This is a genomic window from Tenacibaculum sp. IMCC1 (assembly GCF_054906355.1).
Genome location: NZ_CM142818.1, coordinates 807,855 through 834,217, shown reverse-complemented (window position 1 = coordinate 834,217; position 26,363 = coordinate 807,855). Strand labels below are relative to the sequence as shown.

At 31.3% G+C, this 26,363-nt stretch carries 25 protein-coding genes; 8 read left to right on the top strand and 17 right to left on the bottom strand.

What is annotated here, in order from left to right:
- Positions 1-1,005: an AAA family ATPase gene (locus tag ACXIHB_RS03845; RefSeq protein WP_462098956.1), complete on the top strand. Its 1,005-nt coding sequence runs from the start codon at positions 1-3 to the stop codon at positions 1,003-1,005.
- A 2-nt stretch (positions 1,006-1,007) separates the two neighbouring features.
- Positions 1,008-2,339, top strand: coding sequence for a DUF58 domain-containing protein (locus tag ACXIHB_RS03840; RefSeq protein WP_125064449.1), 1,332 nt, complete (start codon positions 1,008-1,010; stop codon positions 2,337-2,339).
- 35 nt (positions 2,340-2,374) lie between these two features.
- Here ACXIHB_RS03840 and ACXIHB_RS03835 read toward each other — a convergent pair whose 3' ends face one another.
- Genes ACXIHB_RS03835 through ACXIHB_RS03825 form a run of 3 tightly spaced genes read right to left on the bottom strand, consistent with a single transcriptional unit; the run spans position 2,375 to position 3,329 of the window.
- Positions 2,375-2,692: a CCC motif membrane protein gene (locus tag ACXIHB_RS03835; RefSeq protein ID WP_073182988.1), complete on the bottom strand. Its 318-nt coding sequence runs from the start codon at positions 2,690-2,692 to the stop codon at positions 2,375-2,377.
- Positions 2,693-2,705: 13 nt separating this feature from the next.
- Positions 2,706-2,999 (bottom strand): DUF2752 domain-containing protein, encoded by a 294-nt coding sequence (locus ACXIHB_RS03830; protein WP_231128418.1) that lies wholly within the window; start codon positions 2,997-2,999, stop codon positions 2,706-2,708.
- Between the two features lie 6 nt (positions 3,000-3,005).
- Entirely contained in the window at positions 3,006-3,329 is a 324-nt protein-coding gene (locus ACXIHB_RS03825; RefSeq protein ID WP_047789483.1) for a YbaB/EbfC family nucleoid-associated protein, read from the bottom strand.
- 138 nt (positions 3,330-3,467) lie between these two features.
- On the opposite strand from ACXIHB_RS03825, the gene ACXIHB_RS03820 reads away from it, so the two are divergent.
- Together ACXIHB_RS03820 and ACXIHB_RS03815 are read left to right on the top strand one after the other, a co-directional pair.
- Positions 3,468-5,564 carry a S9 family peptidase gene (locus ACXIHB_RS03820; RefSeq protein ID WP_073183445.1) on the top strand — a complete coding sequence of 699 codons (2,097 nt, stop codon included), beginning with the start codon at positions 3,468-3,470 and terminating at the stop codon, positions 5,562-5,564.
- A 114-nt stretch (positions 5,565-5,678) separates the two neighbouring features.
- Positions 5,679-6,674 carry a PLP-dependent cysteine synthase family protein gene (locus tag ACXIHB_RS03815; RefSeq protein ID WP_047789484.1) on the top strand — a complete coding sequence of 332 codons (996 nt, stop codon included), beginning with the start codon at positions 5,679-5,681 and terminating at the stop codon, positions 6,672-6,674.
- Positions 6,675-6,681: 7 nt separating this feature from the next.
- On the opposite strand, the gene ACXIHB_RS03810 is transcribed toward ACXIHB_RS03815, so the two are convergent.
- The 3 genes from ACXIHB_RS03810 to ACXIHB_RS03800 form a co-directional block, all read right to left on the bottom strand.
- Positions 6,682-7,431: an FG-GAP repeat domain-containing protein gene (locus ACXIHB_RS03810; protein WP_462098955.1), complete on the bottom strand. Its 750-nt coding sequence runs from the start codon at positions 7,429-7,431 to the stop codon at positions 6,682-6,684.
- A gap of 406 nt (positions 7,432-7,837) precedes the next feature.
- Positions 7,838-8,503, bottom strand: a complete 666-nt coding sequence (locus ACXIHB_RS03805) for a hypothetical protein (RefSeq protein WP_253056374.1) — start codon at positions 8,501-8,503, stop codon at positions 7,838-7,840.
- 100 nt (positions 8,504-8,603) lie between these two features.
- Positions 8,604-9,860: an exo-beta-N-acetylmuramidase NamZ family protein gene (locus ACXIHB_RS03800; protein ID WP_462098954.1), complete on the bottom strand. Its 1,257-nt coding sequence runs from the start codon at positions 9,858-9,860 to the stop codon at positions 8,604-8,606.
- A 135-nt stretch (positions 9,861-9,995) separates the two neighbouring features.
- Between ACXIHB_RS03800 and ACXIHB_RS03795 the strand changes: the two genes are divergently transcribed.
- On the top strand, positions 9,996-11,231 hold the full coding sequence (locus ACXIHB_RS03795) for an ABC transporter permease (RefSeq protein WP_462098953.1): 1,236 nt from the start codon (positions 9,996-9,998) through the stop codon (positions 11,229-11,231).
- 22 nt (positions 11,232-11,253) lie between these two features.
- Positions 11,254-12,612: a pyridoxal-phosphate dependent enzyme gene (locus ACXIHB_RS03790; protein WP_047789489.1), complete on the top strand. Its 1,359-nt coding sequence runs from the start codon at positions 11,254-11,256 to the stop codon at positions 12,610-12,612.
- 240 nt (positions 12,613-12,852) lie between these two features.
- Here the strand turns inward: ACXIHB_RS03790 and lipA are convergent, their stop codons facing one another.
- The 6 genes from lipA to ACXIHB_RS03760 form a co-directional block, all read right to left on the bottom strand.
- Complete coding sequence (gene lipA, locus ACXIHB_RS03785; RefSeq protein WP_047789490.1) at positions 12,853-13,722, bottom strand: lipoyl synthase; 870 nt, start codon at positions 13,720-13,722, stop codon at positions 12,853-12,855.
- 38 nt (positions 13,723-13,760) lie between these two features.
- Positions 13,761-14,990 (bottom strand): Nramp family divalent metal transporter, encoded by a 1,230-nt coding sequence (locus ACXIHB_RS03780; RefSeq protein ID WP_462098952.1) that lies wholly within the window; start codon positions 14,988-14,990, stop codon positions 13,761-13,763.
- Between the two features lie 169 nt (positions 14,991-15,159).
- A complete protein-coding gene (locus ACXIHB_RS03775; RefSeq protein ID WP_462098951.1) occupies positions 15,160-15,723 on the bottom strand; it encodes an RNA polymerase sigma factor in 564 nt (187 codons plus the stop codon).
- A 236-nt stretch (positions 15,724-15,959) separates the two neighbouring features.
- The gene (locus ACXIHB_RS03770) at positions 15,960-16,166 is read right to left on the bottom strand and encodes a hypothetical protein (RefSeq protein WP_047789493.1); all 207 of its coding nucleotides are present in this window, start codon (positions 16,164-16,166) and stop codon (positions 15,960-15,962) included.
- 114 nt (positions 16,167-16,280) lie between these two features.
- The gene (murB, locus tag ACXIHB_RS03765) at positions 16,281-17,291 is read right to left on the bottom strand and encodes a UDP-N-acetylmuramate dehydrogenase (RefSeq protein ID WP_159490919.1); all 1,011 of its coding nucleotides are present in this window, start codon (positions 17,289-17,291) and stop codon (positions 16,281-16,283) included.
- On the bottom strand, positions 17,292-18,482 hold the full coding sequence (locus tag ACXIHB_RS03760; protein ID WP_462098950.1) for a pyridoxal phosphate-dependent aminotransferase: 1,191 nt from the start codon (positions 18,480-18,482) through the stop codon (positions 17,292-17,294). It lies immediately after the preceding gene.
- A gap of 158 nt (positions 18,483-18,640) precedes the next feature.
- Between ACXIHB_RS03760 and ACXIHB_RS03755 the strand changes: the two genes are divergently transcribed.
- A complete protein-coding gene (locus ACXIHB_RS03755) occupies positions 18,641-19,981 on the top strand; it encodes a retropepsin-like aspartic protease (RefSeq protein ID WP_462098949.1) in 1,341 nt (446 codons plus the stop codon).
- Between the two features lie 49 nt (positions 19,982-20,030).
- On the opposite strand, the gene ACXIHB_RS03750 is transcribed toward ACXIHB_RS03755, so the two are convergent.
- Entirely contained in the window at positions 20,031-20,435 is a 405-nt protein-coding gene (locus ACXIHB_RS03750; protein WP_047789497.1) for a DUF1573 domain-containing protein, read from the bottom strand.
- A gap of 187 nt (positions 20,436-20,622) precedes the next feature.
- Here ACXIHB_RS03750 and ACXIHB_RS03745 point away from each other — a divergent pair, with 187 nt between their 5' ends.
- On the top strand, positions 20,623-23,262 hold the full coding sequence (locus tag ACXIHB_RS03745; protein ID WP_462098948.1) for a valine--tRNA ligase: 2,640 nt from the start codon (positions 20,623-20,625) through the stop codon (positions 23,260-23,262).
- 70 nt (positions 23,263-23,332) lie between these two features.
- Here ACXIHB_RS03745 and ACXIHB_RS03740 read toward each other — a convergent pair whose 3' ends face one another.
- The 4 genes from ACXIHB_RS03740 to ACXIHB_RS03725 are packed head-to-tail and all read right to left on the bottom strand — an operon-like array spanning position 23,333 to position 26,227.
- Positions 23,333-24,061: a head GIN domain-containing protein gene (locus tag ACXIHB_RS03740; protein WP_462098947.1), complete on the bottom strand. Its 729-nt coding sequence runs from the start codon at positions 24,059-24,061 to the stop codon at positions 23,333-23,335.
- Between the two features lie 22 nt (positions 24,062-24,083).
- Positions 24,084-25,154 carry a hypothetical protein gene (locus tag ACXIHB_RS03735; protein ID WP_462098946.1) on the bottom strand — a complete coding sequence of 357 codons (1,071 nt, stop codon included), beginning with the start codon at positions 25,152-25,154 and terminating at the stop codon, positions 24,084-24,086.
- Positions 25,141-25,671: a hypothetical protein gene (locus ACXIHB_RS03730; protein ID WP_462098945.1), complete on the bottom strand. Its 531-nt coding sequence runs from the start codon at positions 25,669-25,671 to the stop codon at positions 25,141-25,143. Before ACXIHB_RS03730 ends, ACXIHB_RS03735 begins: the two co-directional genes overlap by 14 nt.
- Positions 25,661-26,227: an RNA polymerase sigma factor gene (locus tag ACXIHB_RS03725; protein ID WP_231128417.1), complete on the bottom strand. Its 567-nt coding sequence runs from the start codon at positions 26,225-26,227 to the stop codon at positions 25,661-25,663. The genes ACXIHB_RS03730 and ACXIHB_RS03725 overlap by 11 nt, the downstream gene beginning before the upstream one ends.
- Between the last annotated feature and the right edge of the window lie 136 nt (positions 26,228-26,363).

Here is a 26,363-nt window from a genome sequence, read left to right as displayed (position 1 = left end):
ATGGATACAGAAAACAATCCAATAGAAAATACGAATGAGTTATTTTCAAGTAGAATAGATTTGTCAAAGTTAAAAGAAGCGGTTGTAAAAATAAAAGAGCAACTAGGGAAAGTAATTGTAGGTCAAGAGGAGTTTATGGAGTTACTGTTGGTTTCTTTACTGGCTGACGGACACGTATTGATTGAAGGTGTTCCTGGAGTAGCCAAAACAGTAACAGCAAAGTTATTGGCAAAAACGATAGCAACCGATTTCAGCCGAATTCAGTTTACGCCTGATTTAATGCCTTCGGATGTATTAGGAACTTCGGTTTTAAACATGAAAACATCTGATTTCGAGTTTAAAAAAGGGCCGATTTTCTCTAACATTGTGTTGATTGATGAAATTAACAGAGCACCAGCTAAAACGCAAGCAGCATTGTTTGAGGTAATGGAAGAAAAACAAATTACAATGGATGGTGAGCGTTATGAAATGAATCCACCCTTTATGGTATTAGCAACTCAAAACCCAATAGAGCAGGAGGGAACCTATGCTTTACCAGAAGCGCAATTAGACCGTTTCTTATTTAAAATAAATGTTGGGTACCCGAATTTAGAAGAAGAAATACAGATAATCACTGCTCATAACGAACGTAAAGGAGCGTTACCACAAACTAAAGTAGAAGCAGTGTTAACAGAAGCTGAACTATTAGAATACAGAAGCAAGGTTTTTGAAGTATTGGTAGAGGAAAAAATAATTAAATACATAGCACAACTTATTTCCAATACACGTAACAATGCACATTTGTATTTAGGAGGTTCACCAAGAGCAAGTATTGCAGTATTAATGGCCTCTAAAGCATTTGCAGCAATCAATGGACGTGATTTTGTGATTCCTGAAGATGTAAAAAAGAGTATTTATCCAGTATTACGCCATAGAATTATGTTAACTCCTGAACGTGAAATGGAAGGGATGACAGCCGATAAGGTGATTGAAATGATTGTACAATCTGTAGAAGTTCCAAGATAGTGATTCAATTCTTTAAATCGTTATACGTACACAATCGCTTTTTTATCTATATAAGCGTTATTTCGGCATTATTTTTAGTCTCGTTTTGGATTCCTGCGCTTTATTCAGTAACATGGATGCTTGTGTGGTTATTTGTAATAACGATATGTGTTGATGTGTTTATCTTATACCGATTTAAAAATGGATTTTTAGCGAAAAGAATTACATCAGAAAAACTATCAAATTCAGATGATAATGAAATAGCCATTACGCTTGAAAATAATTATCCGTTTCAAGTTTTTATTTCATTGATTGATGAATTGCCAGTACAATTTCAAAAAAGAGATTTCGAACATGCAATGTCTTTGAAGCCTGGTGAGAAATCAACCTATACCTATAGTGTTAGACCAGTTGAAAGGGGGGAATACAAATTTGGGAAAGTAAATATATTCGTGTCTTCTTTTTTACAAATGTTTTCCAAACGTTATTCCTTTGCTGCGGAAGAAAGTGTGAAAGTATATCCGTCATATATACAAATGAAAAAGTACGAGTTTCTGGCGATGCACAATAACTTAACGGAGTTTGGTATGAAGAAAATCCGACGAATAGGGCATACCATGGAGTTTGAGCAGATAAAAAACTATATTCCTGGTGATGATGTACGTACCATAAACTGGAAAGCAACTGCTAAAAGAGCAGAGTTGATGGTGAATCAATATCAAGATGAAAAATCGCAACCCATATATTCTATTATCGATTTAGGTCGTGTCATGAAAATGCCTTTTGAAGGGTTGAAGTTATTAGACTATGCAATTAATTCAACCTTAGCTTTTTCAAACATAGCCTTATTAAAAAACGATAAAGCAGGGATGCTTACCTTTTCCAAAAAGGTTGAAAAGATAGTAGCTGCCAGTAACAAAAAAACAAACTTATCGGTTATCAACGAAGAGTTGTATAATATTACAACCGATTTTTCAGATGCTAATTTTGCGTTATTGTATGCGAATATTAAAAGAAAAATAAATCAACGTAGCTTGTTAATTTTATATACCAATTTTGAGCATATATCGGCGTTAAAAAGGCAATTACCATATTTAAAAGCAATAGCTAAAAAACACTTGCTAGTGACTGTTTTTTTTGAAAATACGGAGTTAGATACGTTGATTACTGAAAATGCAGAAGATTTACAAAGTGTGTATCATAAAACAATTGCCGAGAAATATGCTTACGAAAAACGTTTGATGATAAAAGAGTTAGAGAAAAACGCTGTGCATGCTATTTTAACAAAACCACAACATTTATCGGTTAATGTAATTAACAAATACCTTGAGTTTAAAGCCAAAGGAATGATATAAAAAAAGCGACCATTTGGTCGCTTTTTTATGAGTTATTATTGATATTGTTCTAACTGTCTGTTATATTGTTCCATAAGAACATCCCAATCTGTTGTTGCAACTCTATAAATAGTCATTGACAAATAAATGGCATTTAATATTAAAGCAATCATAGCAACTGTTTTAGCTGTTTTTATAGACTTGATAGTAGCAGCATTGTATTGCTCAGGATTTGCTTCAGCTTCTTTTAGTTTATTGTTTGCCATTATAAAAGCAGGTGCAGCCAATACAATACCTAATCCAGCAAAACAACAACATAGGAAGCTAATTATAGATAGTACATAAATAGCCGTTGGATTGAATTGTTTTTCCATAGTTTTCTAAAGTTTAAATTAATTGATTCATTTTTATAACATAACTACTCACTATAATAATTATGTTAATGATAGCCAATATACTGATTATTTTTTGAGCATATTTTACTTTATAGAAGAAGTTAATGCCTACAACAAAAGCTAAAAGCAATAAAGTATATATTGCAGGGTACATTTTAAAAGCAGCAACGAACTCTCCTTGTGAAATTAAGCTCAAAGCACGCTGTATACCACAACCTAAACAGTCAACTCCAAAGAATTTTTTGTTTAAGCAAGGCAACATATAATCTTCTAATTGTACAGGCATAACTTATTATTTGAACATATCCATTCCAGGAATATTAGGCATTCCGCTTTTAGCAGCAACAGCTAATTCCTGTTCGTTAATTTCACCAGCACGTTTTAATGCTTTGTTTAGCGCTAAGATTAAATAGTCTTCCAATTCTTCTTTATCATCTAACAAAGACTCATCTACTGTAATAGCTTTAACTTCACGATTAGCGGTTACGGTAACTTTTACATTTCCTCCAGCAATTGCTTCATCAATTAAAACGGTATCTAATCGTTTTTTTGTTTCTTCTACTTTTTGTTGAGCTTCTTTTAGTTTACCCATCATTCCAGAAATATCTCCGAACATATTGTACAGTTTTTATGATTTATTTTCCAACAAAAATAGTATTTTCACAAGAAATATAAACCAACTTAAAAAATGAAAAAAATAATGCTACCGGCTTTGTTTTTTAGTCTTATTTTTGGTTCTTGCAAAAAACAAGAAATGAATAAAGATATCAAAGCCCCAGTTGCTGAAAAGCAACCAACTAAGTTAGAGAAACACGGAGATATACGTACTGATGATTATTTTTGGATGCGTTTAACTGATGCTCAAAAAAATGCAGAAGTTAAAGACGAACAAACTCAAAAAGTATACGATTACTTAAATGCAGAGAACGCTTATTATGAAGAAATGACAAAAGAAACTAAAGAGTTTCAAGAAGAGTTATTTCAAGAAATGAAAGGGCGCATAAAAGAAGATGATGAGTCAGTACCATACAAAAAAGATGGATACTTTTACATAACTCGTTATGAAAAAGGACAGCAATATCCTATTTATAGCCGTAAAAAAGAAACTTTAGAAGCAGAAGAGGAAATCATGTTCAATGTGAATAATGAAGCAAAAGGATATGATTATTTCCAGCTAGGAGGGTTAAATGTGTCACCAGATAATAAAATGACAGCTTTTGCTACAGACACAGTTAGTCGTCGTCAATATTTTATTAGAATTAAAAACTTAGAAACTGGTAAAATCTATAAAGATATTATTGAAAATACCACTGGAGGTTCTGTATGGGCTAATGATAATAAAACGTTGTTTTATGCTAAAAAAGATCCTGTAACGTTACGTTCTTCAAAGATTTACAAACATACATTGGGTTCTGATGCATCTTTAGATGAATTAGTGTATGAAGAAAAAGACGATACGTTCGGAGCTTTTGTTACCAAATCAAAATCTAAAGATTATATCATAATAGGTTCGTATAGTACTGTTTCAACAGAATATCATGTATTAGATGCTAATAATCCTGATGGAGAATTGCAAATAATTCAACCACGTGAGCGTGATTTAGAATATGAAGTAGCACACTACGGAGATCATTTTTATATTAAAACCAATAAGGACGGAGCAACCAATTTTAAGTTGATGAAAACTCCTGTAGATAAGCCTGGGAAAGAAAACTGGGTAGATGTAATTCCACATAGAGAAGATACCTTATTTGAAGATTTTTCAATTTTTAAAGACTATTTAGTTTTAGAAGAAAGAAACGAAGGATTGAATAAAATCCGTATTAAACGATGGGATGGAACTGAAGACTACTACTTACCTTTTGAAGAAGAAACCTATTCAGCAGGAGTATATGGTAACCCTGAATTCGATACAGAGGTAATTCGTTACTCATATAATTCAATGACAACTCCAAGCTCTGTGATTGATTTCAATATGAAAGACAGGTCAAAAGAAGTTAAAAAGGAGCAAGAAGTTTTAGGAGGAAAGTTTGATAAAAATAATTATGTAAGCAAGCGTATATGGGTACCTGCTCGTGATGGTAAAAAAGTAGCGTTATCAATTGTACACCATAAAGATACGAAGCTTGATAAAAACACACCAATCTTACAATATGCGTACGGTTCTTACGGATATACAATTAATGATGGGTTTTCAACAACACGTTTAAGTTTATTAGATCGTGGATTTGTATATGCTTTAGCGCATATTAGAGGAAGTCAGTATTTAGGACGTGAGTGGTATGAAGATGGTAAAATGTTGAACAAGAAAAATACATTTACCGATTTTATTGATTGTTCTAAATATTTAATTGATAACGGTTATACATCTCCAGAGCATTTATATGCTATGGGAGGTTCTGCAGGAGGTTTATTAATGGGAGCTATTGTAAATATGAATCCTGAGCTATATAACGGAATCATAGCTGCGGTGCCTTTTGTTGATGTAATTTCTACCATGCTAGATGATAGTATTCCATTAACTACAGGTGAATATGACGAATGGGGGAACCCGAATAATAAAGAATATTACGATTATATTAAGTCGTATTCTCCATACGATCAAGTTGAAGCAAAAGCATACCCAAATATGTTAGTAACCACAGGTTTACATGATAGCCAAGTACAGTATTGGGAGCCAGCAAAATGGGTAGCGAAACTACGTGAATTAAAAACAGATAACAACATGTTATTCTTACATACTAATATGGAAGCAGGTCATGGAGGAGCCTCAGGAAGGTTCGATGCTTTAAAAGAAACAGCAGAAGAATATACGTTCTTTTTAATGTTAGAAGGTAAGTTAAAAAAATAATTATATTTTTGCGCTCGATTGAGTGTAAGTGTCATTGCGAAAGCAACGAACAATCTCAACAGATTTTTCGTGTCCGTTTTTCGTAATGACACTTTTTCTTATTTACAAACTATAATGAAGAGACATCAAGGTATTACCAATTCAATAATAGATTTAGTAGGTCAAACTCCCATGATTCAACTGCATCGAATTACCCAAGATTTACCGGGTACTTACTATGCAAAAGTTGAAGCTTTTAATCCAGGTCACTCTGCTAAAGATAGAATTGCATTGCATATCATAGAAACAGCAGAACAAAAAGGAATCGTAAAAGAAGGAGATATTATTGTTGAAACAACATCTGGTAACACAGGGTTTTCATTGGCAATGATTAGTATTGTAAAAGGATATAGATGTATTTTGGCAGTGAGTGATAAGTCTTCTCAAGACAAAATAGACATGTTAAAGTCTATGGGAGCAGAAGTACATGTTTGTCCTGCAAATGTTACTCCTGACGATCCTCGTTCGTATTACGAAGTAGCTAAAAGATTGCATAGAGAAAATCCAGGGTCTATTTATATCAATCAGTATTTTAATGAACTAAATATTGAAGCACATTATAAGAGTACGGGACCAGAAATTTGGGAACAAACCGACGGAAAAGTAACTCACGTAGTTGCAGCAAGCGGGACAGGAGGAACGATTTCTGGAACAGCACGTTATTTAAAAGAACAAAATCCTGATATTCAAATTTTAGGAGTCGATGCGATGGGCTCAGTGATTAAAAAGTATCATGAAACAGGTGAGTTTGATTCAAATGAAATTAGTCCCTATAAAATAGAAGGTTTAGGTAAAAACTTAATTCCTACTTCTACTGATTTTGATGTGGTAGATGTGTACGAAAAAGTATCAGATAAAGAGGCGGCTTTAAAAGCTAGAGAATTAGTAAAAGCAGAAGGTATTTTTGCAGGGTATACTTCAGGAGCAGCCTTACAAGCTACACAACAATACGCAGACAATGGTTTTTTTGATGAAAATAGTGTAGTAGTCGTAATTTTACCAGATCACGGTTCTCGTTATATGAATAAGATTTATTCTAATAACTGGATGAAAGAGCAGGGGTTTTTATAGGTAGTTCTTACTTGCTCTTGTAGTCCTTAGGAAGATTAAAAGAGAATTTTTTCATTTCTTCTCTTTTAATTTTATTGGTAATTGTATAGTTCTTTTTGTTAAGAAATTGTACCATAATAGGATAATTAGCTTTATTATTAACGTTTTTTAATTCACCTTCTTTGTATTCGAAAATATTAAATGTCCAATAATTATGATTGCTATAATTTGTTAAGGTCATTGTAATAATTTCATGGTTTCCGTCTCCATCAAAATCGTATTCTGGTCGAATAGTATCCATTTTATCAGTAAAAGAAATCTTATGGAAGGTAGAGTCTTGTGTTTGAAATAAGTATATTACTCTAACATTCATTGCTGAAATACCATTACCCATATACGGAATTATCATTTTTATGTCTTTCAGACCATCACCATTTATATCTCCAACGTAAATAGGATCGTGACCTGTATTTATTGTTGAAAATAACATGCTTTCTGGAAATTTGCAGATTTCTTTTTTATTACGAAATAAGCGAATCGTTGAAGTGTTTTCGAAATAAGTAAGTAAAGAGGTTAATTGAACTGTTAAGCTCTTTTTATTATCAAAAAAAGAGTCAATAGTAAGTGTGTGATGTATCGTATTTTTTGTGTCTAACCAATCGTAAAGCTTCCAGTTCTTATATTCTTTATATTCTGTAGAAGGAAGTTTTTCAAAAGGAAATTGAGCAAACGAAAAGCTGCTAATTAAGAGAAATATAGTGAAGTAAAATTTTTTCAAAGCGCAGCAATTTACAATAGTTTTATTTGAGATTATAAAGATAAGAAGTTTTTTTACTTTAGAGTTTACTGTATGTAGATTGACTTTGTTAAAAATTTATTCTAATAACTGTATGAAAAGATAAGGATTTTCATGAAACCCTTAACTTGTTGTTTAGTCTTTATGAAGAGAGTTTTCCTATAATTGACAATTTAGCAAACTGGAGAATTGAATATAAGTATTCGGTGTTTATGAGAGGGATATAAGGTAAAGTAGAAAATAGAACTAGAGACAGGTTTTTATTATCTAACATTAAAGAGTAGAACTTCTTATTGATTTATTATTTTCTGATATAACTTTAAATATGTAGTTTCACTTTGGTTAATCAAACTATCTCTACGCTTAACTATAGCTGGTGTTAAGTATTTTATTTATCTATGAATTTTTCGAACATTTTTTCCCACTTATTACTATGAATATCAGTAACAAATTTGTTACCTATAAATAAAGTTATTCCTGTGTACGTTAGTGAGAAGAAAGATAAAACCTTTTTCGCATGGTCTATCAGTTCATATGCCATTTTGTATGGTACTGAAGTGTCAATCTCAATATCTTCATTATGAGCAAGCAATTTATCGCGAATAGTTTTTAGTTTTTGAATATTCCCTACCAAAGGGGGGTTAATTTCTTCTGCTTCAAAAAAGTTAGTTGAATGTTTTATGAATTTTCTATTTGAGTCACTTTTAAGTAGTTTTATCAACTCTGGATAGAAACCAAATTTGTAAAGATTTAATTCTGATTCTGAGCGAAATTTAGATAGTTCTTCTGATAGATTTTGTTCTTTAGTTATTTTATATAAACTTTTTAAACAACGAGTTGGGTATTTTTTACTTGGTTCGTCATACAAACGAGATAGAGCTAAAACCATTTCTGTATAAGTTAAATTATAAATAATATAAGCAATATCTTTTTTATTTTGACTTTCTATATTACTGTAGGATTTAGATATTTTTTCATTTAATTTTAATGATCTTTCAGCTATTTGAACCTCTTTAAGAAGTCCTTTGATAATAATGTTTTTGATTTTATTCATTGATATGGCGTCCAACATGATTAATGATATAATTCTGTTTTAACGAATTATATTCATTAAAAATAAAATTAGTTTTTTAAGTGTTAAAAATCAAATAGAACTATTCATACAACAAATATTGCTCACGTATCTTTTTAAAGTCATTTAACCCTTGTTGCCAACTTGCTTTAATTTCTTCTTCAGAAAGCCCTTGTTCAATTTGTTCTTGTAGTTTGGTAGTACCTGCTAGTTTGGTAAAAAAAGTATTAAAAAAATCTTTTTTAGGAGACTGCTTATAGGCTTTCACTAACCAACTAAGATTTAGGTTAACTAAACGTTCAGAAGTGCTTAAATCTTCCCCAAAACACATTTTTTCTTTATGTTTTGGATGTTTTGCACCTTCATTGGGTTGTGGTGTAAAACTAAAATCAGTTTTTTCTAAATGTGGTGAACCATAAATTTGAAATTGTTTATCTGTTCCTCTTCCAGCAGATACATTGGTTCCTTCAAAAAAACATAAACTAGGGTATAAGTTTATTGAAACATCGTTCGGTAAATTAGGCGATGGTTTTATCGGTAAACTATATGTTGATTGATGTGTGTAATTTTCTAGCGGAATTACGGTTAAGTTACACTGAATACCATTTGCTAACCACTTTTCACCATTAATCATTTTACCGTATTCACCAATTGTCATTCCGTAAACTACAGGAACAGGGTGCATGCCTACAAAACTTTTGTGTTCAGGTTCTAAAATAGGTCCGTCAATATAATGTCCGTTTGGGTTTGGTCTATCTAATAAAATTACAGGAATATTTGCCTCGGCACAAGCTTCCATCACATAATGTAACGTAGAGATATAGGTGTAAAAACGTGCGCCTACATCTTGAATATCAAAAATAACAACATCAATTCCGTTTAATTGTTCAGGCGAAGGTTTCTTGTTTTTTCCGTACAACGAAATAATTGGAATCCCTGTTTTTACATCTTTTCCATCAGCTATGGCTTCACCAGCATCAGCTTTTCCTCTAAAACCATGCTCAGGAGCAAATACTTTTTGAACGTTAATTCTATCGTAATTATGTAAATAATCTACTAAGTGATGTTGTACCATTTCAGACCCCATAATGTTGGGGGCAACTTCAGCTCTTTGCAATACTTGTAAAGCTGAGGTTTGATTGGCTACAATAGCAATATTTTTATTCTTTAAAAGAGGAAGGTAAGCTGTAGTTCTATCAGCACCCGTTTTAATTGTTTTTGGCTGTTCTTGTATTGGCACTTCTTTAGTAGTTGATTTTTTTTGTTGTTGTGCACAAGAAGAAAATTGAAAACTGAATACTAAAAAAAGTAAAAAAACGTAATTAAAAGTAAGCTTCATCTATAAAAAATTAAAACATAAAGGTACAGATTTCTATTTTTTAAGAATAATAAAAGTTAAAGAATTAAAACCTAGGTATTCTTCTCTTTCTTTACATAAGAATTAGTTACTTTTGGTTTGTAAAAAAGAAAACATTTGAACTTCGAATTATTTATAGCAAAACGAATCATTGCTGGAAAACAGTATAAAAGCAGTATTTCATCACCAATTATTACCATTGCAACCATTGCCATTGCTCTTGGTGTAGCTATTATGTTAATTGCAGTGTCGATTACCTCTGGGTTTCAGAATAAGGTGCGCGATAAAATGACAGGCTTTAAAGGGCATATTCAAATTGTAAATTATGATAATAACAATTCAGATGTTTCAACAGTACCGATTGATATTAACCAAGAGTTTTATCCAGAGTTTAAAAATATTGACGGCATAAAAAAAGTGCAACCTTTTGCTAATGTTGGAGGGATAATTAGAACTCCTACTGATTTTGAAGGAATTATTTTTAAAGGAGTTTCGGCTGATTACGATTTTACTTTTTTTAATGAGTGTTTAGTTGAGGGGCGTTTACCAGATTTTACCCAAGATAGAAACCGAGAAATTCTAATTTCTCAATCTATTGCAAACCGATTACATTTTAAACTAAACGATACCATTCAAACATGGTTTGGAGCAGAAAACAGTAGTTTAAAATTTAAATCAAGAAAGCCAATTATTGTGGGAATATACAATACAGGTTTTGAACAGTTTGATAAGATTATGTTGTTGGGAGACTTAAGAGAGGTTCAAAAAATTAATCGTTGGAAAGACAATGAAATAGGAGGCTTTGAAGTGTTGATTGATGATTATGATATGCTCAAAGAAAAAGGAGATGAAATTTATACAAGTATTGGAGCAACCTTAAATAGTATTACCATTGTAAATAATTATCCTGCTATTTTTGAGTGGTTAAAACTATTAGATAATAACGTATGGTTTATTATTGGGATCATGGTGTTGGTTGCTGGAATAAACATGGTAACAGCATTGTTAGTTCTTATTTTAGAGCGTGTACAAATGGTTGGAATTTTAAAAGCATTGGGAAGTGTAAATTGGAGTATCCGAAAAATATTTTTATACAATGCTTCTTACTTAATTTTAAAAGGATTGTTCTGGGGAAATCTCATCGGACTTAGTATGCTTTTAATTCAAAAATATACGAAGTTAATAAGTCTAGATCCTGAAACTTATTATGTATCAACAATGCCTGTAGATATTAATTTCTTGGCAATTTTATTGTTAAACATAGGTACGCTAATACTTTGCTTTTTAATGTTGATAGTACCTTCATATATCATTACAAAAATTCGCCCTTCAAAATCCATTCGATTTGCTTAGTTTTGCATAACATTAATAAGATATGAAGTACGCAAAAAATATATTAGAAACTATTGGTAACACACCTTTAGTTCAATTAAACTCAGTAACAAAAGAAGTAGATGCTTTAGTATTAGCTAAAGTAGAAACGTTTAATCCAGGAAACTCTGTAAAAGACCGTATGGCACTTAAAATGATAGAAGATGCTGAAGCAGATGGTCGTTTAAAGCCAGGGGGTACCATTATAGAAGGTACTTCAGGAAATACAGGAATGGGATTAGCATTAGCAGCTATTGTAAAAGGGTACAAATGTATTTTTGTAATTTCAGATAAGCAATCAAAAGAAAAAATGGATATTCTGCGTGCTGTAGGAGCAGAGGTAGTTGTTTGCCCTACGAATGTAGAACCAGATGATCCTCGTTCATATTATTCAGTATCTAAGCGTTTAGGGGAGGAAACTCCAAACTCTTGGTATGTAAATCAATATGACAATCCTTCAAATGCACAAGCACATTATGAACAAACAGGACCAGAAATTTGGGAACAGACCGATGGTAAAATCACACATTTTGTTGTTGGAGTAGGAACAGGAGGAACGGTTTCAGGGACTGCTAAGTTTTTAAAAGAAAAGAATCCAAATATTAAAATTTGGGGAGTAGATACGTACGGATCTGTATTTAAAAAATATCACGAAACTGGTATTTTTGATGAAAATGAAATCTATCCATATATTACGGAAGGAATTGGGGAAGATATTTTACCTAAAAATGTTGATTTTTCTTTAATTGATGGATTTACAAAAGTAACTGACAAAGATGCTGCTATTTACACACGCAAAATAGCTAAGGAAGAAGGAATTTTTGTAGGGAATTCAGCAGGTTCAGCTATTAAAGGATTATTACAGTTAAAAGACGAGTTTAAACCTGATGATGTAGTGGTAGTGTTGTTTCACGATCATGGAAGCCGTTATGTAGGAAAAATGTTTAATGACGATTGGATGCGTGATAGAGGTTTCTTAGATGAAGAAATTACTACAGCTGAAGATTTAATTAAAGATCATATAGATAAACCATTAGTAACTGTTCAAACAGAAGAATTAGTGTCGCATGCTATTGAAAGAATGCGTACATTTAAAATATCACAGATTCCTGTAAGAGATGCAAATGGGTTTGTAGGTTCAGTAGATGAATCAGCATTATTATATAGTTATTTAGAAGATAAAAATATAGCAGAAAAGCCTATTAAAGATGTAATGGGAAGAACATATCCTACAGTTAAAAAATCAGCTTCTATTGATGAGGTATCTAAGTTAATTAACAAAGAAAATCAAGCAGTTTTAGTTGATTTAGAAAATGGAAAACACCACATCATTACAAAATATGATATAATTAGAGCTATTTAAAATTAGCATCTCTAAAGAGAATAAAAACAGGAAGCCCGCTCAAATTGAGCGGGCTTCTTTGTTAATCAACTAATTCAAATAATTTACACAATGAAAACAATGTTACTTGCTTACGGTATTGTTGTTTCCAATATCTGTGCCAAAATTATAAATAAAAAGCGGTACTTTATTTAATTTTTAATTATTTGACATTTTTTTAACGTTAAACCGTTAAAAAGTTAAGGATATTTTAATTTAAGGTTAGCTAGCGTGTTTGTGTGCTTTATACGATGAACGTACTAAGGCACCACTTTCTACATACATAAAGCCCATTTCTAACCCTAATGTTTCGTATTTTTTGAATTGTTCTGGTGTTATAAATTCCTTAACAGGTAAGTGTTTTTTACTAGGTTGTAAATATTGACCGATAGTAATAACATCCAATCCAACATTACGTAAGTCTTTCATGGTTTGTATTACTTCATCTTCTGTTTCGCCTAAACCAAGCATAATTCCAGATTTAGTACGCATTCCGTTTTCTTTTAGGTATTTTAAAACCCCCAAGCTACGATCATATTTTGCTTGAATACGAACTTCACGAGTTAAGCGACGTACCGTTTCCATATTGTGAGAAACAACTTCAGGAGCTACTTCAATAATACGGTCTATTAATTTTTCGTTTCCTTGAAAATCAGGAATAAGAGTTTCTAAAGTAGTATTCGGATTAGCTCTACGAATAGCCTGTACTGTTTCAGACCAAATAATAGAACCTCCATCTTTTAAATCATCACGGTCAACAGAGGTAATTACCGCATGTTTAATATTCATTAATTTAATAGAACGAGCTACTTTTTCAGGTTCATCCCATTCAACGGTGTCTGGACGTCCAGTTTTAACACCACAAAACCCACATGAACGTGTACAGATGTTACCTAAAATCATAAAGGTAGCAGTACCTTCTCCCCAACATTCACCCATGTTTGGACAGCTTCCACTGGTACAAATAGTGTTTAATTTATATTTATCAACAAGTCCTCTTAGTTCCGTGTATTTTTTTCCTACAGGTAATTTTACACGTAACCATTTTGGTTTTTTCGTTCTTTCTGGTGTTGCTACAGTTTCGTTTGCCATTCCATAAAAATTGAACTGCAAATTTACGAAGAAAAGATTTATAAACTAAGTAAAAACCAAATACTAAATCTGAACAAAAAAACAATACCTATAAGACTCAAAATGCGTAAACCAATATTTGGTCTGTACTTTTTTGGCGTATGCTTACCAGTAATTAAGATATAGTTGAGAATAGCATAAAACGGAGCTGTTAAAAAAGATAAAACTGTGGCTATTCGTACAAGAAATACCATATCACTTAAAAAACAATATAAAATAACAGAGGTTCCAAGCGTTAACAGTAGTAACCAAAACCAGTAGCCTAATTTTATTGTTCTTGTTGTTCTCGGAAAAAGTAAAAAAGAAGATTTTTCCATAGCTCTTGGTGAAGCATCTAATGTTGTAATGGTAGTACTAAACATAGTTGTAAAAGCTGCAATACCAATAAATACAGAAGAAAATTCTCCTAAGTTTTTTGTGTATAAATTGATTAGTTGAGAAGCAAAAATAGTTCCTTTACTAGAGAATGATTCTCCTGATTGATGCATAACTAAAGCACCTAACATAACAAAACAAACTCCTAAAAATAAGGCTCCAATATAGCCAACATTAAAATCAAAAATGGCTTGTTTAGGCTTTATTTTTACAAAAGTAGTTTTGTCTTTTTCTACCGACCATAAAGAATGCCAAATAGAAATATCCAACGGAGCGGGCATCCATCCTAAGAAAGCAATTAAAAAGGTTACTTGAGCTGTTCCGCTAGGTATTATTTGTTGAAAGCTAAAACCCTTGTCAGTTTTAAATAGGGCAATGTTTACGGCTATTATAGTGCTAATGGTTAAAATAGCAATAATATACTTCATTAAGTTATCTAAAAATTTGTATTTCCCTATGCCTAGTAAAACAATACTGATGAACATAATTAATACAGACCATGCTACTAAATCAAGTGAAATACCAAAAATATTAGAAGCTAAACTGGCTGTAACAATAGTTACTGCAGCTTGAATGGTAAACATAGTTGCAAGATTTAAGATAAAGTAGCTGATTAAAACTCCTTTACCGAGTCTTTTATAACCATCTAAAAGCGTTTCGCCTGTTGCTGTAGCATATCGAGGGCCAAATTGAAAAAAAGGATATTTGATAATGTGTACTAGGAGTAAAGCCCATAGTAAACCAAAGCCAAAATCGGCACCAGCTCTAGTTGATTGTACTAAATGGGAAACACCTATGGCAGCACCAGCAAATAATAGTCCAGGGCCTAATAGGTTTAAGAGAGATTTTTTCATGAAAAAGAGAGCTTAAAAGTTTAAATAGTCACCATCTTTTAACTTTTCAAACAAAGTTTTCAGATGCTTTTTTTCTTCTCTTTTTGGTTGAAATTCTTTTTTATGTAGATATTTTCTTATTGCATTAAACTGTAAAATCATAAAGTTTTGATTTTTATGGTTTTGCAATTTATGATTTCTTTATTATTTCAGCTAATAATTTTTTTGCACGTAATAATTTTACTTTTACATTATTTATCGGTTCCCCAATTTGCTCAGAAATTTCTTTATAACTTAATTCTTGAAAATACCGAAGGTTGATGACATCTTGATATTTTGGTTTTAATTTTTTAATGTCTTTTAGAAGTTTCGCTAAGTTTTGTTCAGTAATAATTTTGTCTTCAGGAGACGGAGCGTCATCAACAACAGCATACACTTCTTTTTCTTGTTCTTCAGTTGTTTGTGTATATATGGTAGATTTTTTCTTTCGAAGACAATCGATGTATACGTTTTTTGAAATTGTAATTAACCAAGTTTTGAATTGATAGTTTTCATCAAAAGTTTCAATTCTGTCAAAAGCTTTGGAAAAAGTTTGAATAGTAATATCTTCAGCATCGTTATCATTTTTAGTTTTTTTAAGCTGAAAAGCATACACGCTCCCCCAGAAAGTATCTAATAAATAATTAAAAGATATTTGATTTCCTTTTTTAGCTTGTTGAATGTGGTGAAATACTTTTTCCTGATTTATGTCCAATGCTTGGGTTTCAAAATTTGATTTGATATAAATATACTAATTTATAGCGATATTCGGTAAATACCAAGTATACCAGCTATAAAAAACTAAGTAACTCTAGTTATGGAAGAGTAATATCTTGAACGATATAACATCTAAACATAGATTTTTTTACTTTCTTTTGCAAAATAGTAGCTGCTGTAAGAGAGAAGGGTAAAGTGATAAATTCTAAAAAAGATTAGTTAATTGGTACTTGTTTAATTATTATGTTGAGGTTCACTACAAGTATCAAACTGGTCTGGAGTTTTACCACAAAATCCACAAGCTTCACCACTCTCATTTAACATCGGGTTTTGGCTAGCACAAGTACCAGCAAACTCTCCGTCTTTTTTTGCCCAAATTTTAATGGCAATTCCAGCAAATGCTAACGCTAATAATCCTATGGTAACAAAAATTAATTTCATGATGTATTGTTTTGTACTGCAAAGATACGAACTTCATATTTTTTTGTATGAAATTAAATAAATTTATACTAATGAAATTGAAGTATGGCTAAAATGTTAGAATTAATTGTAATTTTATAAAATAATGTTTACCTCTATTTCTAGGTTAATATTAAACTTTTCTTTGATAGTGTGTTGAATATTTTGTGCTAATTCATAAATTTCATTTCCCTTTGCATTTCCGTAATTTACTAAGACTAAGGCTTGCTTTTCGTGGACTCCATAGTCACCAAAACGCTTTCCTTTAAATCCACTTTGTTCAATTAACCAACCAGCGGGTACTTTAATTTCAGTATCAGAAATAACATAACTAGGAGTATTAGGATACTTTTTCTGAAGTTTTTCAAAATGTTCTCTTGAAATTACTGGATTTTTAAAGAAACTACCACTGTTTCCTATTTCTTTTGGATCTGGTAATTTTGATTGGCGTATGGCGATTACAGCATCAGAAATATCTTTTATAGTTGGATTTGTAATATCTTTTGAAGCTAACTCAGACTCAATAGCTCCGTAGGAAGTATTAAGTTTGTGATTGTTTTTAGTGAGTTGAAAACTTACTGAAGTTAACACATATTTCCCTTTGGCTTCGTTTTTAAATATGGAATTACGGTATCCAAACTGACATTCTTCCGCAGAAAAAGAAACTAATTTTCCTGTTTTTATTTCAACAGCTTCTACTTTTGTGATAGTATCTTTTACTTCAACACCGTAAGCACCAATATTTTGGATAGGACAAGTACCTACATTTCCAGGGATTAGAGATAAGTTTTCCAATCCACCATAGTTTTGAGAAACGCACCACAACACAAACTCGTGCCAGTTTTCACCAGCATTTACTGTTAGGTGAATATTGTTAGGGTTTTCTCTATCAATAGAAATTCCTTTAATATCAATATGTACAACTAGGTTTTCAATATCTTTGGTAAGTAACATGTTACTACCACCAGAAATTAAAAAAAGATTTTTTTCTTCTTTTAAAAGCTGTTGTAGTTGATATACAGAAGTAATAGAAACAAAACGTTTGGCATTTACATCAATGCCAAACGTGTTGTACTCTTTTAAAGATATGTTTTCTTGAATATTCAATTAACTATTATATTTTTCTAAGGCGATTTTTAATATCTCAACTGAACGTTTTAAATTGGCTTTGTTTAAAACATAGGCAATACGCACCTGATTTTTTCCTTCACCTTCGGTAGAATAGAATCCACTTGCAGGAGCTACCATTACCGTTTCATTATTATCGCTGAATTTTTCTAAAATCCATTGAGCAAAGTCATCAGTATCTTTAACTGGTAATTCAGCAACACAGTAAAAAGCACCTTTAGGATTGGCAACTTTTACTCCTTCAATTTTTTGCAACTCAGAAATCAAGGTATTTCTACGATCCTCATACTCTTCAATAACTTCATCAAAATAACTTTGAGGAGTATCTAAAGCAGCTTCACTGGCAATTAAGGCATAGGTTGGTGGGCTTAGACGTGCTTGAGCAAATTTAATAGCTGTTCCAATAAAATCTTCGTTTTTAGAAACAATACAACCAATTCTTGCACCACACATACTGTAACGTTTCGATACAGAATCAATCATAATAGCATTTTGTTCTAATCCTTCTAAAGCCATTACAGAATTATGCTTTTCACCATCGTATGTAAATTCACGATATACTTCATCAGCAATTAAAAATAAATCATGTTTTAACACAATTTGTTTTAGCTTTTCAATTTCTTCTTTGCTGTATAAATATCCAGTTGGATTCCCAGGGTTACAAATTAAAATTGCTTTAGTTTTTGGAGTAATTAACTTCTCAAAATCTTCAATAGCAGGTAAAGCAAAGTTATTTTCAATTTTAGAAATAACAGGAACTACTTTTACACCTGAAGCTGTAGAGAAACCATTATAGTTAGCATAAAAAGGTTCAGGTATAATGATTTCATCTCCTGGATCGGTAATACTACCAATAGTAAATAATAAAGCCTCTGAACCTCCTGTAGTAGCTATGATATTATTAGCCGTTACATGGATATCATTTTTAGCATAATAATTAGCTAGTTTGGTTCTGTATTCTTCTGAACCTTCAGATCTAGCATATGATAATACTTCAATACTATTGTTTTTTACTGCGTCTAAAGCAACTTGTGGTGTTTTAATATCAGGTTGACCAATATTTAAATGATAAACTTTTGTTCCATTTTTTTTAGCAGCCTCAGCAAAAGGAACCAATTTACGAATTGGTGATTGAGGCATTGCGTTTCCTTTACTAGAAATTGATGGCATTTTTAAATTAAATTAGTTGTTTGAAAGGCAAATTTGCAAAATATATTTGAGAGTATTAGAATGTTTACGATGAAAAAATCGGTTAAAAAAATCATAAAAACCAGAATTTCTAAAATGAAGGTTGTATATTTAAGTATATAACTATAAAATAAGTTCTTTTGAATAGATTATTACTATACTTTTTTATACTTTTTTTAAGTACTTCAGCTTTTACTCAACAAAACTTTCAGTTTTTAGGTAAAGAGATTGATAAACAATCGATAAAGTTTCAGTTAATTAACAATTTAGTCGTTATTCCATTGGAAATTAATGGACACAAACTATCATTTATTTTGGATACAGGGGTAAATAAGACAATTTTATTTAATCTAACTTCTAAAGATAGTATTGGTTTAAATAATGTAAAAAAAGTGTTTATAAGGGGGTTAGGGAGTGGAGCTCCAGTAGAAGCATTATTTTCTAGAGGTAATAATTTTAGAATTAAAAACATAGCTAGTTCTAATCAAGGGTTATATGTTATTTTGAAAGATGCTTTTGATATTTCTGCTAAAATGGGAACAACCATTCACGGTATTATAGGGTATGATTTATTAAAAGATGTTATAGTCAAAATTAATTATGCTAGCAAGAGGATTGATTTTTACAACCCTAAAACTTATAAACTGAATGTATGTAATAGATGTGAAAGTTTTCCTTTACAATTTTATAGAAATAAACCTTACATAGATGTAAATGTGCAAGTTGATACTTTGAAAACAACAATGTTACCAGTAAAATTATTAATTGATACAGGAGGTAGTGACGCAGTTTGGTTGTTTGAGGGAACAAAAAAAGAGTTGAAAACACCTAAGAAGTTTTTTAAGGATATAATAGGAGAGGGGTTTAGTGGTACTATCTATGGAAATAGAAGTAGGCTTCAGAAAATTTCTATAGGAAAGTTTAAAATAAGTGAACCAACAGTATCTTTTTTAGATTCTTCATCAACCTTTAATGCCAGACAATTTAAAGAAAGGAATGGTAGTATTGGCGGAGGAATTTTAAAACGTTTTAAGGTATGGCTTGATTACCCGAATAAAAGAGTAATACTGAAAAAGAACGCTTCATTAAATAGAGGCTTTTATTATAATATGAGTGGTCTACATATAATATATGATGGGCAAGAGTTAATAAAAGAAAAAGGAGCGACTAAGTTTGAAGATGCTTATGGTTCAAATAATCAAACACAAAAAAGTAATGTAATTTCTTTAGTAAGTACATATTTTTATCGTTTTAAGCCTAAGTATAAAATAGATAAAGTAGTAGAAAATTCACCAGCTTTTAAAGCAGGTCTTCAAATTGGAGATGTAATAAAGAGAATTAATGGAAAGGCAGCACATGAATATCATTTAAATGAGATTATAGATATGTTTCATACAAAACCAGGTAAGAAAATAAGGATCGAAGTAGAAAGGGGAGGGGTTAAACTTAAATTTATGTTTAAGCTAGAACAAAGGATATAAAAAAAGCTCAACATTTGTTGAGCTTTTTTTATATGTATAGAATAAGTTTTTAGCTGTCACTTACTGTACTTTTCTCTTTAGCTGGAGTAGCATCTTTAACGATAAATCCTTTAATTTTAACTCTTTTTCTTTTGTTTTTAGCATTTGAAATAACAGTTAAAGTCTTAGAGAAACCACCTAATCTTTTTGTATCGTAAGAAACTTCAATTTGTCCTTTTTTACCTGGCATAATTGGTTCTTCAGGCTTAGTAGGTACTGTACATCCACAAGGAGATACGATATCCTTAATTATAATAGGAGCTTCACCTACGTTTGTAAATTCAAATACGCGTTTTCCTTCAGACCCATAAGCTATTTTTCCATAGTCAATAGTTTCAGTTTCAAATTTAAATTCTTGAGCGCTTACTGTTAAGGTAATAAAGCAAACAGCGATAAATGATAAAATTGTTCTCATAATGTTAAAAATTAATTTTTTAGGGTATTAACCGCTACAAATTTAGTATTATTTCTTTAAGTTCTAAAAAAACAACCTCTAATTTTCTGTACCTCATAGATAGTTGTATTTTTGCTAATCAATTTTCAAAAACAATGCCAAAGGTTAAAAAATGTTAAATTATTAACCATAAAGATATACATAACATATGAATATTCCATCAAAATATAATTCTAAAGAAGTAGAAGGAAAATGGTACGATTACTGGATGAAGCACAATTACTTTCATTCAGAAGTAGATGAACGCGAACCCTATACAATTGTTATACCGCCACCAAACGTTACAGGAGTATTACATATGGGACATATGTTAAATAATACAATTCAAGATGTGTTAATTCGTCGTGCTCGTTTACAAGGAAAAAATGCGTGTTGGGTTCCAGGTACTGACCACGCCTCAATTGCTACTGAAGCAAAAGTAGTAGCGAAATTAAAAGAACAAGGTATTGATAAAAATGATTTAACTCGTGAAGAATTTTTAGCACATGCTTGGGAATGGAAAAATGAGTATGGAGGGATTATTTTAGATCAATTAAAAAAGTTAGGAGCTTCTTGTGATTGGGAACGTACTGCATTTACCATGGATCCTGCATTGTCAGAATCAGTAATTAAGGTATTTGTGGATCTATATAATAAAGGGTTAATTTACCGTGGATATCGTATGGTAAATTGGGATCCAGAAGCAAAAACTACACTTTCTGACGAAGAAGTTATCTACGAAGAACGTCAAGGTAATTTATATTACTTACAGTACGATATAGTAGGTTCTGATGAAAAAGTAACTATTGCAACTACACGTCCAGAAACTATTCTAGGAGATACAGCTATTTGTATCAACCCAAGCGATGAGCGTTTTACGCATTTAAAAGGTAAAAAAGCAATTGTTCCTTTATGTAATAGAGAAATTCCAATTATTGAAGACGAATATGTAGATGTTGAGTTTGGTACAGGTTGCTTAAAAGTAACACCTGCGCATGACGAAAATGATAAAACCTTAGGAGATAAGCATAACTTAGAAGTAATCGATATTTTTAATGAAGACGCTACCTTAAATTCTTTTGGATTACATTACGAAGGAAAAGACCGTTTTGTTGTTAGAAAGGAAATATCTAAAGAATTAGAGGAGAAAGGTTACTTAGTTAAAACAGAAGTTCACACTAATAAAGTTGGAACTTCAGAAAGAACGAAAGCGGTAATTGAACCAAGATTATCGGATCAATGGTTCTTAAAAATGGAAGAGTTGGTAAAGCCAGCTATTGAAGCTGTATTAGGAGAAGATAGAGAAGTAAAGTTATTCCCTAAAAAGTTTGAAAATACATACCGTCACTGGATGGAAAACATCCGTGATTGGAATATTTCTCGTCAGTTATGGTGGGGGCAACAAATTCCTGCTTTCTACTTTGGAGATGGGAAAGAAGACTTTGTAGTAGCTGAAAATATTGAAGATGCAGTAAAACTAGCCCAAGAAAAAACAGGGAATACATCATTAAGTGCTTCTGATTTAAAACAAGATCCAGATGCGTTAGATACTTGGTTCTCTTCTTGGTTATGGCCAATGTCGGTTTTCGATGGAATTCGTAATCCAGAAAATGAAGAAATAAAGTACTACTATCCAACCAATGATTTAGTAACTGGACCAGATATTTTATTTTTCTGGGTGGCACGTATGATTATTGCTGGATATGAATACAAAGATGAACGTCCGTTTGAAAACGTATACCTAACAGGCTTAGTACGTGATAAGCAACGTAGAAAAATGAGTAAATCCTTAGGGAACTCACCAGATGCTTTAAAGTTAATTGAAGATTTTGGAGCTGATGGAGTACGTGTAGGGTTGTTATTAAGTGCCGCAGCAGGAAATGATTTATTATTTGATGAAGATTTATGTCAGCAAGGAAAAGGATTTGCTAATAAAATTTGGAACACCTTCCGTTTAATTAAAGGGTGGGAAGTAGACGAAAGTTTAGCACAACCAGAAACGGCTAAAATAGGATTAGTTTGGTATGAGGCTAAGTTTAATAAGGTATTACTAGAAATAGAAGATCACTTTAGTAAGTACCGTTTATCAGATGCGTTAATGGCAATTTATAAATTAATTACTGATGATTTTTCATCATGGTTATTAGAAATTGTAAAGCCAGGATACCAACAACCAATCGATGCAAAAACATATAAAGCTGTAATAGAAGTATTAGAGAATAATTTAAAAGTATTACATCCATTTATGCCTTTCTTAACAGAGGAAATTTGGCAGCACATTACAGAAAGAACTCCTGAAGATGCATTGATTATAGCTAAATATCCAACAGTAGGAGAAACAAATGAAGAATTGATAACGAATTTTGAATTTGCTACAGGGGTCGTTTCAGGAATTAGAACAATTAGAAAAAATAAAAATATTTCGTTTAAAGATGCTATCGAGCTATCAGTGGTGAATAATGAAAATTTTACTAAAAAGTTTGATGCAGTAATTCAAAAGCTAACAAATGCTTCAGATATAAATTATGTTACCGATAAGGTAGAAGGCGCAGCATCTTTCCGTGTAAAATCAAATGAATATTTTGTGCCAATTTCATTGGATACAATCGATGTAGAAGCAGAAATAACTAAGCTAAATGCAGAGTTAAAAAGAGCTGAAGGTTTCTTAACAGGAATTCAAAAGAAGTTGTCAAACGAGCGATTTGTAAGCAATGCACCAGAGCAAGTAATAGCTTTAGAGCGCAAAAAAGAGTCAGATACCTTAGCTAAAATTGAAACGATCAAAGCTAGTTTAGCTTCGTTACAGTAAGAAAATAAACTCAAAGGAATAAAAAAATCCGCTGTAAACTTACAGCGGACTTTTTATATAGTAAGATACTTTAATTTCTATCAATAACATTTCCAGAGCCTAAAGAAGTCTTATCTATGTCTGAAGGGTTTCCTTTATAATATATACTTCCAGACCCTACTATTGTAGCTTTAATCTTATTGTTAACGGTTACTGATATATCACCAGAGCCAGCAATATTAGCTTTTAAAGAACTTGTTTTTAAATCGTATGCTTTTATATTTCCTGACCCACCAATAGAACATTTTAAGTAGTCACTTTTTCCTTTTAGTTTAATGTTTCCGGAACCGCCAATAGAAGTTTTAACAGTATTAGCGTCTACACTGGCTATAATATTTCCGGAACCTCCTAAACCAAAAGAAATTACATCAGCCTTAATACGTTTTTTTGCAATTATATTTCCTGATCCTCCTAAAGCTACGGCTTCAATTTTTTCAAAAGGAATAGTTACTGTTAGCTTTTTTGTAGCTTTAATATTGGTGTTTTGTTTAAAGTGTACATTTAATTTTCCGTTTTTAACTTCAGTTTCAATATACTTTAAAATATTTTCTTCTCCTTCTAAGGTTACTTTACCTTCGGTTCCGTTAATTAAATAAACATCAAATGAACCTCCAATGTTTACTTTGTCAAAAGAACCGATTTTTCTAATTTCTGTAGTAACGTTTCCGTTTCCTTTAATTTTTTTTGAATTCCACCAGCTTTGTGCTTGTGTTTGAAAGCTAAAAAAAAGAGATAATAATAAGATTGCTAATTTCTTCATTGTAATATAATTTGTAAGTTGGTTAATCATTTAATTTTAAAGAAACACCTCCGTATTTAGATTTTATGGTAATGGTAGAATTAGAATTTCCTTTACCAAAAGTTCCCTCGTAGTATTTTTTAGATGATTTATTAATGCTTTTAAACATGTTTACATAGTTTTCAGGGTATCCAAATCCAGCATAACCTAAATCAACAGTAAAAGTAAAGTTGTTATTACTATTCGTGCCAAGTTTAATTCCAGCATAACTTCCATCAATAACAATACTTTCAAAGCCTTTTTTAATATTTCTAACTCTAACACTACCGTAATCAGTATTAATTTTTAAGTTTTTTCTAATAGCACCTATTTTTATGCTAGCATAATCAGAATTACCATTAACGTTTGAGGCATCAGCTATAGAAATACTTCCATAATCACTATTAAAATCAATATCGGTTACAGTACCTATTTTCATGGTAGAATAATCGGCACTTACTTTTAAGTTCTCTGATTTTATAATAGCTAACTTAGAGTAGTCAACACTTAAGTTTCCTGATTTCATAAAGTTAATTTCAGAAGTACCACAATAATCTAAATTAATGTTATTAGTTCCATTTAATAATTGATCAATTTGTATTTTACCATAATCACAATTAATATTAGACTTACCTTCTAATTTATCTAGCTCAATGTTTCCGTATTTATTATTTAAATCAGCATTGTTGGTGATTGGCATTTTAACAAAGTAGTTAATTTTGTAGTTGGTGTTATTATTACCCCACCAAGACCAGCTTGATTTTGTTTTTTCAATAATGGTTCTGGCTTCTATTAAACTAGGTGTAGCTTCAAATTGAACATTAATTGCTTTTAACTTACGTTCAACGTTAGATAAGTCATTGCCCTTAACGGTTATTTTGACATTAATTTCTATTCTGTTTTCGTTCCAAGTAGCTACATTTATATTACCATATTTATTGTTAATGTATAAGGTTGCGTTTTTGTTAACCGAAAATGTTTTACGTATGTTTTTGCTTTTTTCGTGATTTTTATCATTAGCTACTAAAAGAGTAGGAATGAATAACAGTAGGAAAAGTATTTTATATAATTTCATCTTCTAATATTTCTAATTTTGCGGGGTTTTGTTGTAATTCTAATCGTAAAAGAAGTTTTTCTAATACATCTAATTGTTGTTGATAATTTTGTATCATTTCTCTGATGATTTGATGTTTGTTATCTCTTTTAGATAGTTCTTTTACGAGCGTTTTGTATTGGTCTTCTAGCTCTTCAATTTCATTTAAAGAATCTTCAATAACTATTTCGGTTTCTAAATTCCTATATTGTTCAACTTCCTTTAATTCTTGATTTATAGTTGTAACAAAAAAGTTTTGAGCCTCTGCCATTTTGGGCGAAATATCAGCTAAGTCATAGGTGTTTTTTTGTTGATAACTACCAAGATAAAATCCTAAAAATAATACGATTGAAGCTGCTATGCTCATCCAAAAATAAGATGGTCTTTTAGCTCGTTTTGGCGATTCTAGTTTTCGTTGAAATCGATTTAAATGTCCTTGATGAGGCTCGAAAACATCAAAATCATTTTCTTTAAAAAACTGATGTAGTTTATCCTCCATATACTTGTGTTTTATTAGTATTAGCTGCTAATACTTGTTTTAATTTCTTTTTTGCTCTAGATACTGTTGTTCGCACATTTTCATTGGTGTAATTTAATATCTGAGCGATTTCATCATAATCATAACCTTCAACAAGGTTCAAGGTCAATACAATTCTGTAATTATCCTTTAAACTTTGCAAACAGCTTATAACTCTTTTAACTTCTAAAGAACTATAGTCTATCTCAATATCTTCTACTTCGTAGCTAGGAATCACATCCATTCGTACTTCATCATATCGAGTAACTTTCTTTAATTGGGTTAAACTTTTATTAATCACAATTCTTTTTAACCATGCACCAAAAGTAACCTCACCTTTAAAGCTATCTAACTTCATGAAAGCAGTTAAAAATGCTTCTTGGATTAAATCTTCTGCCTCAAACTCGTCTTTTAAGATACGATATGACGTATTATACATAGCTTTGTAATAGTTTTGATAAACCTGCATCTGAGCAGCATTATCGTTCTTTTTACAGCGTTCGATTAGTTGGTTAATATGTGTATGTTGAGACTCCAATAAAATCATTCTACACTAGAGACAATTTAACTTTAAAATTGTGACAGTTTATATCAATAAAAGTAAAATATTTTTTATAGTTTTAAATTTTATATTGATATTTTGTTGATAATTAAAGTGTTGTGTGTTTTGTTTT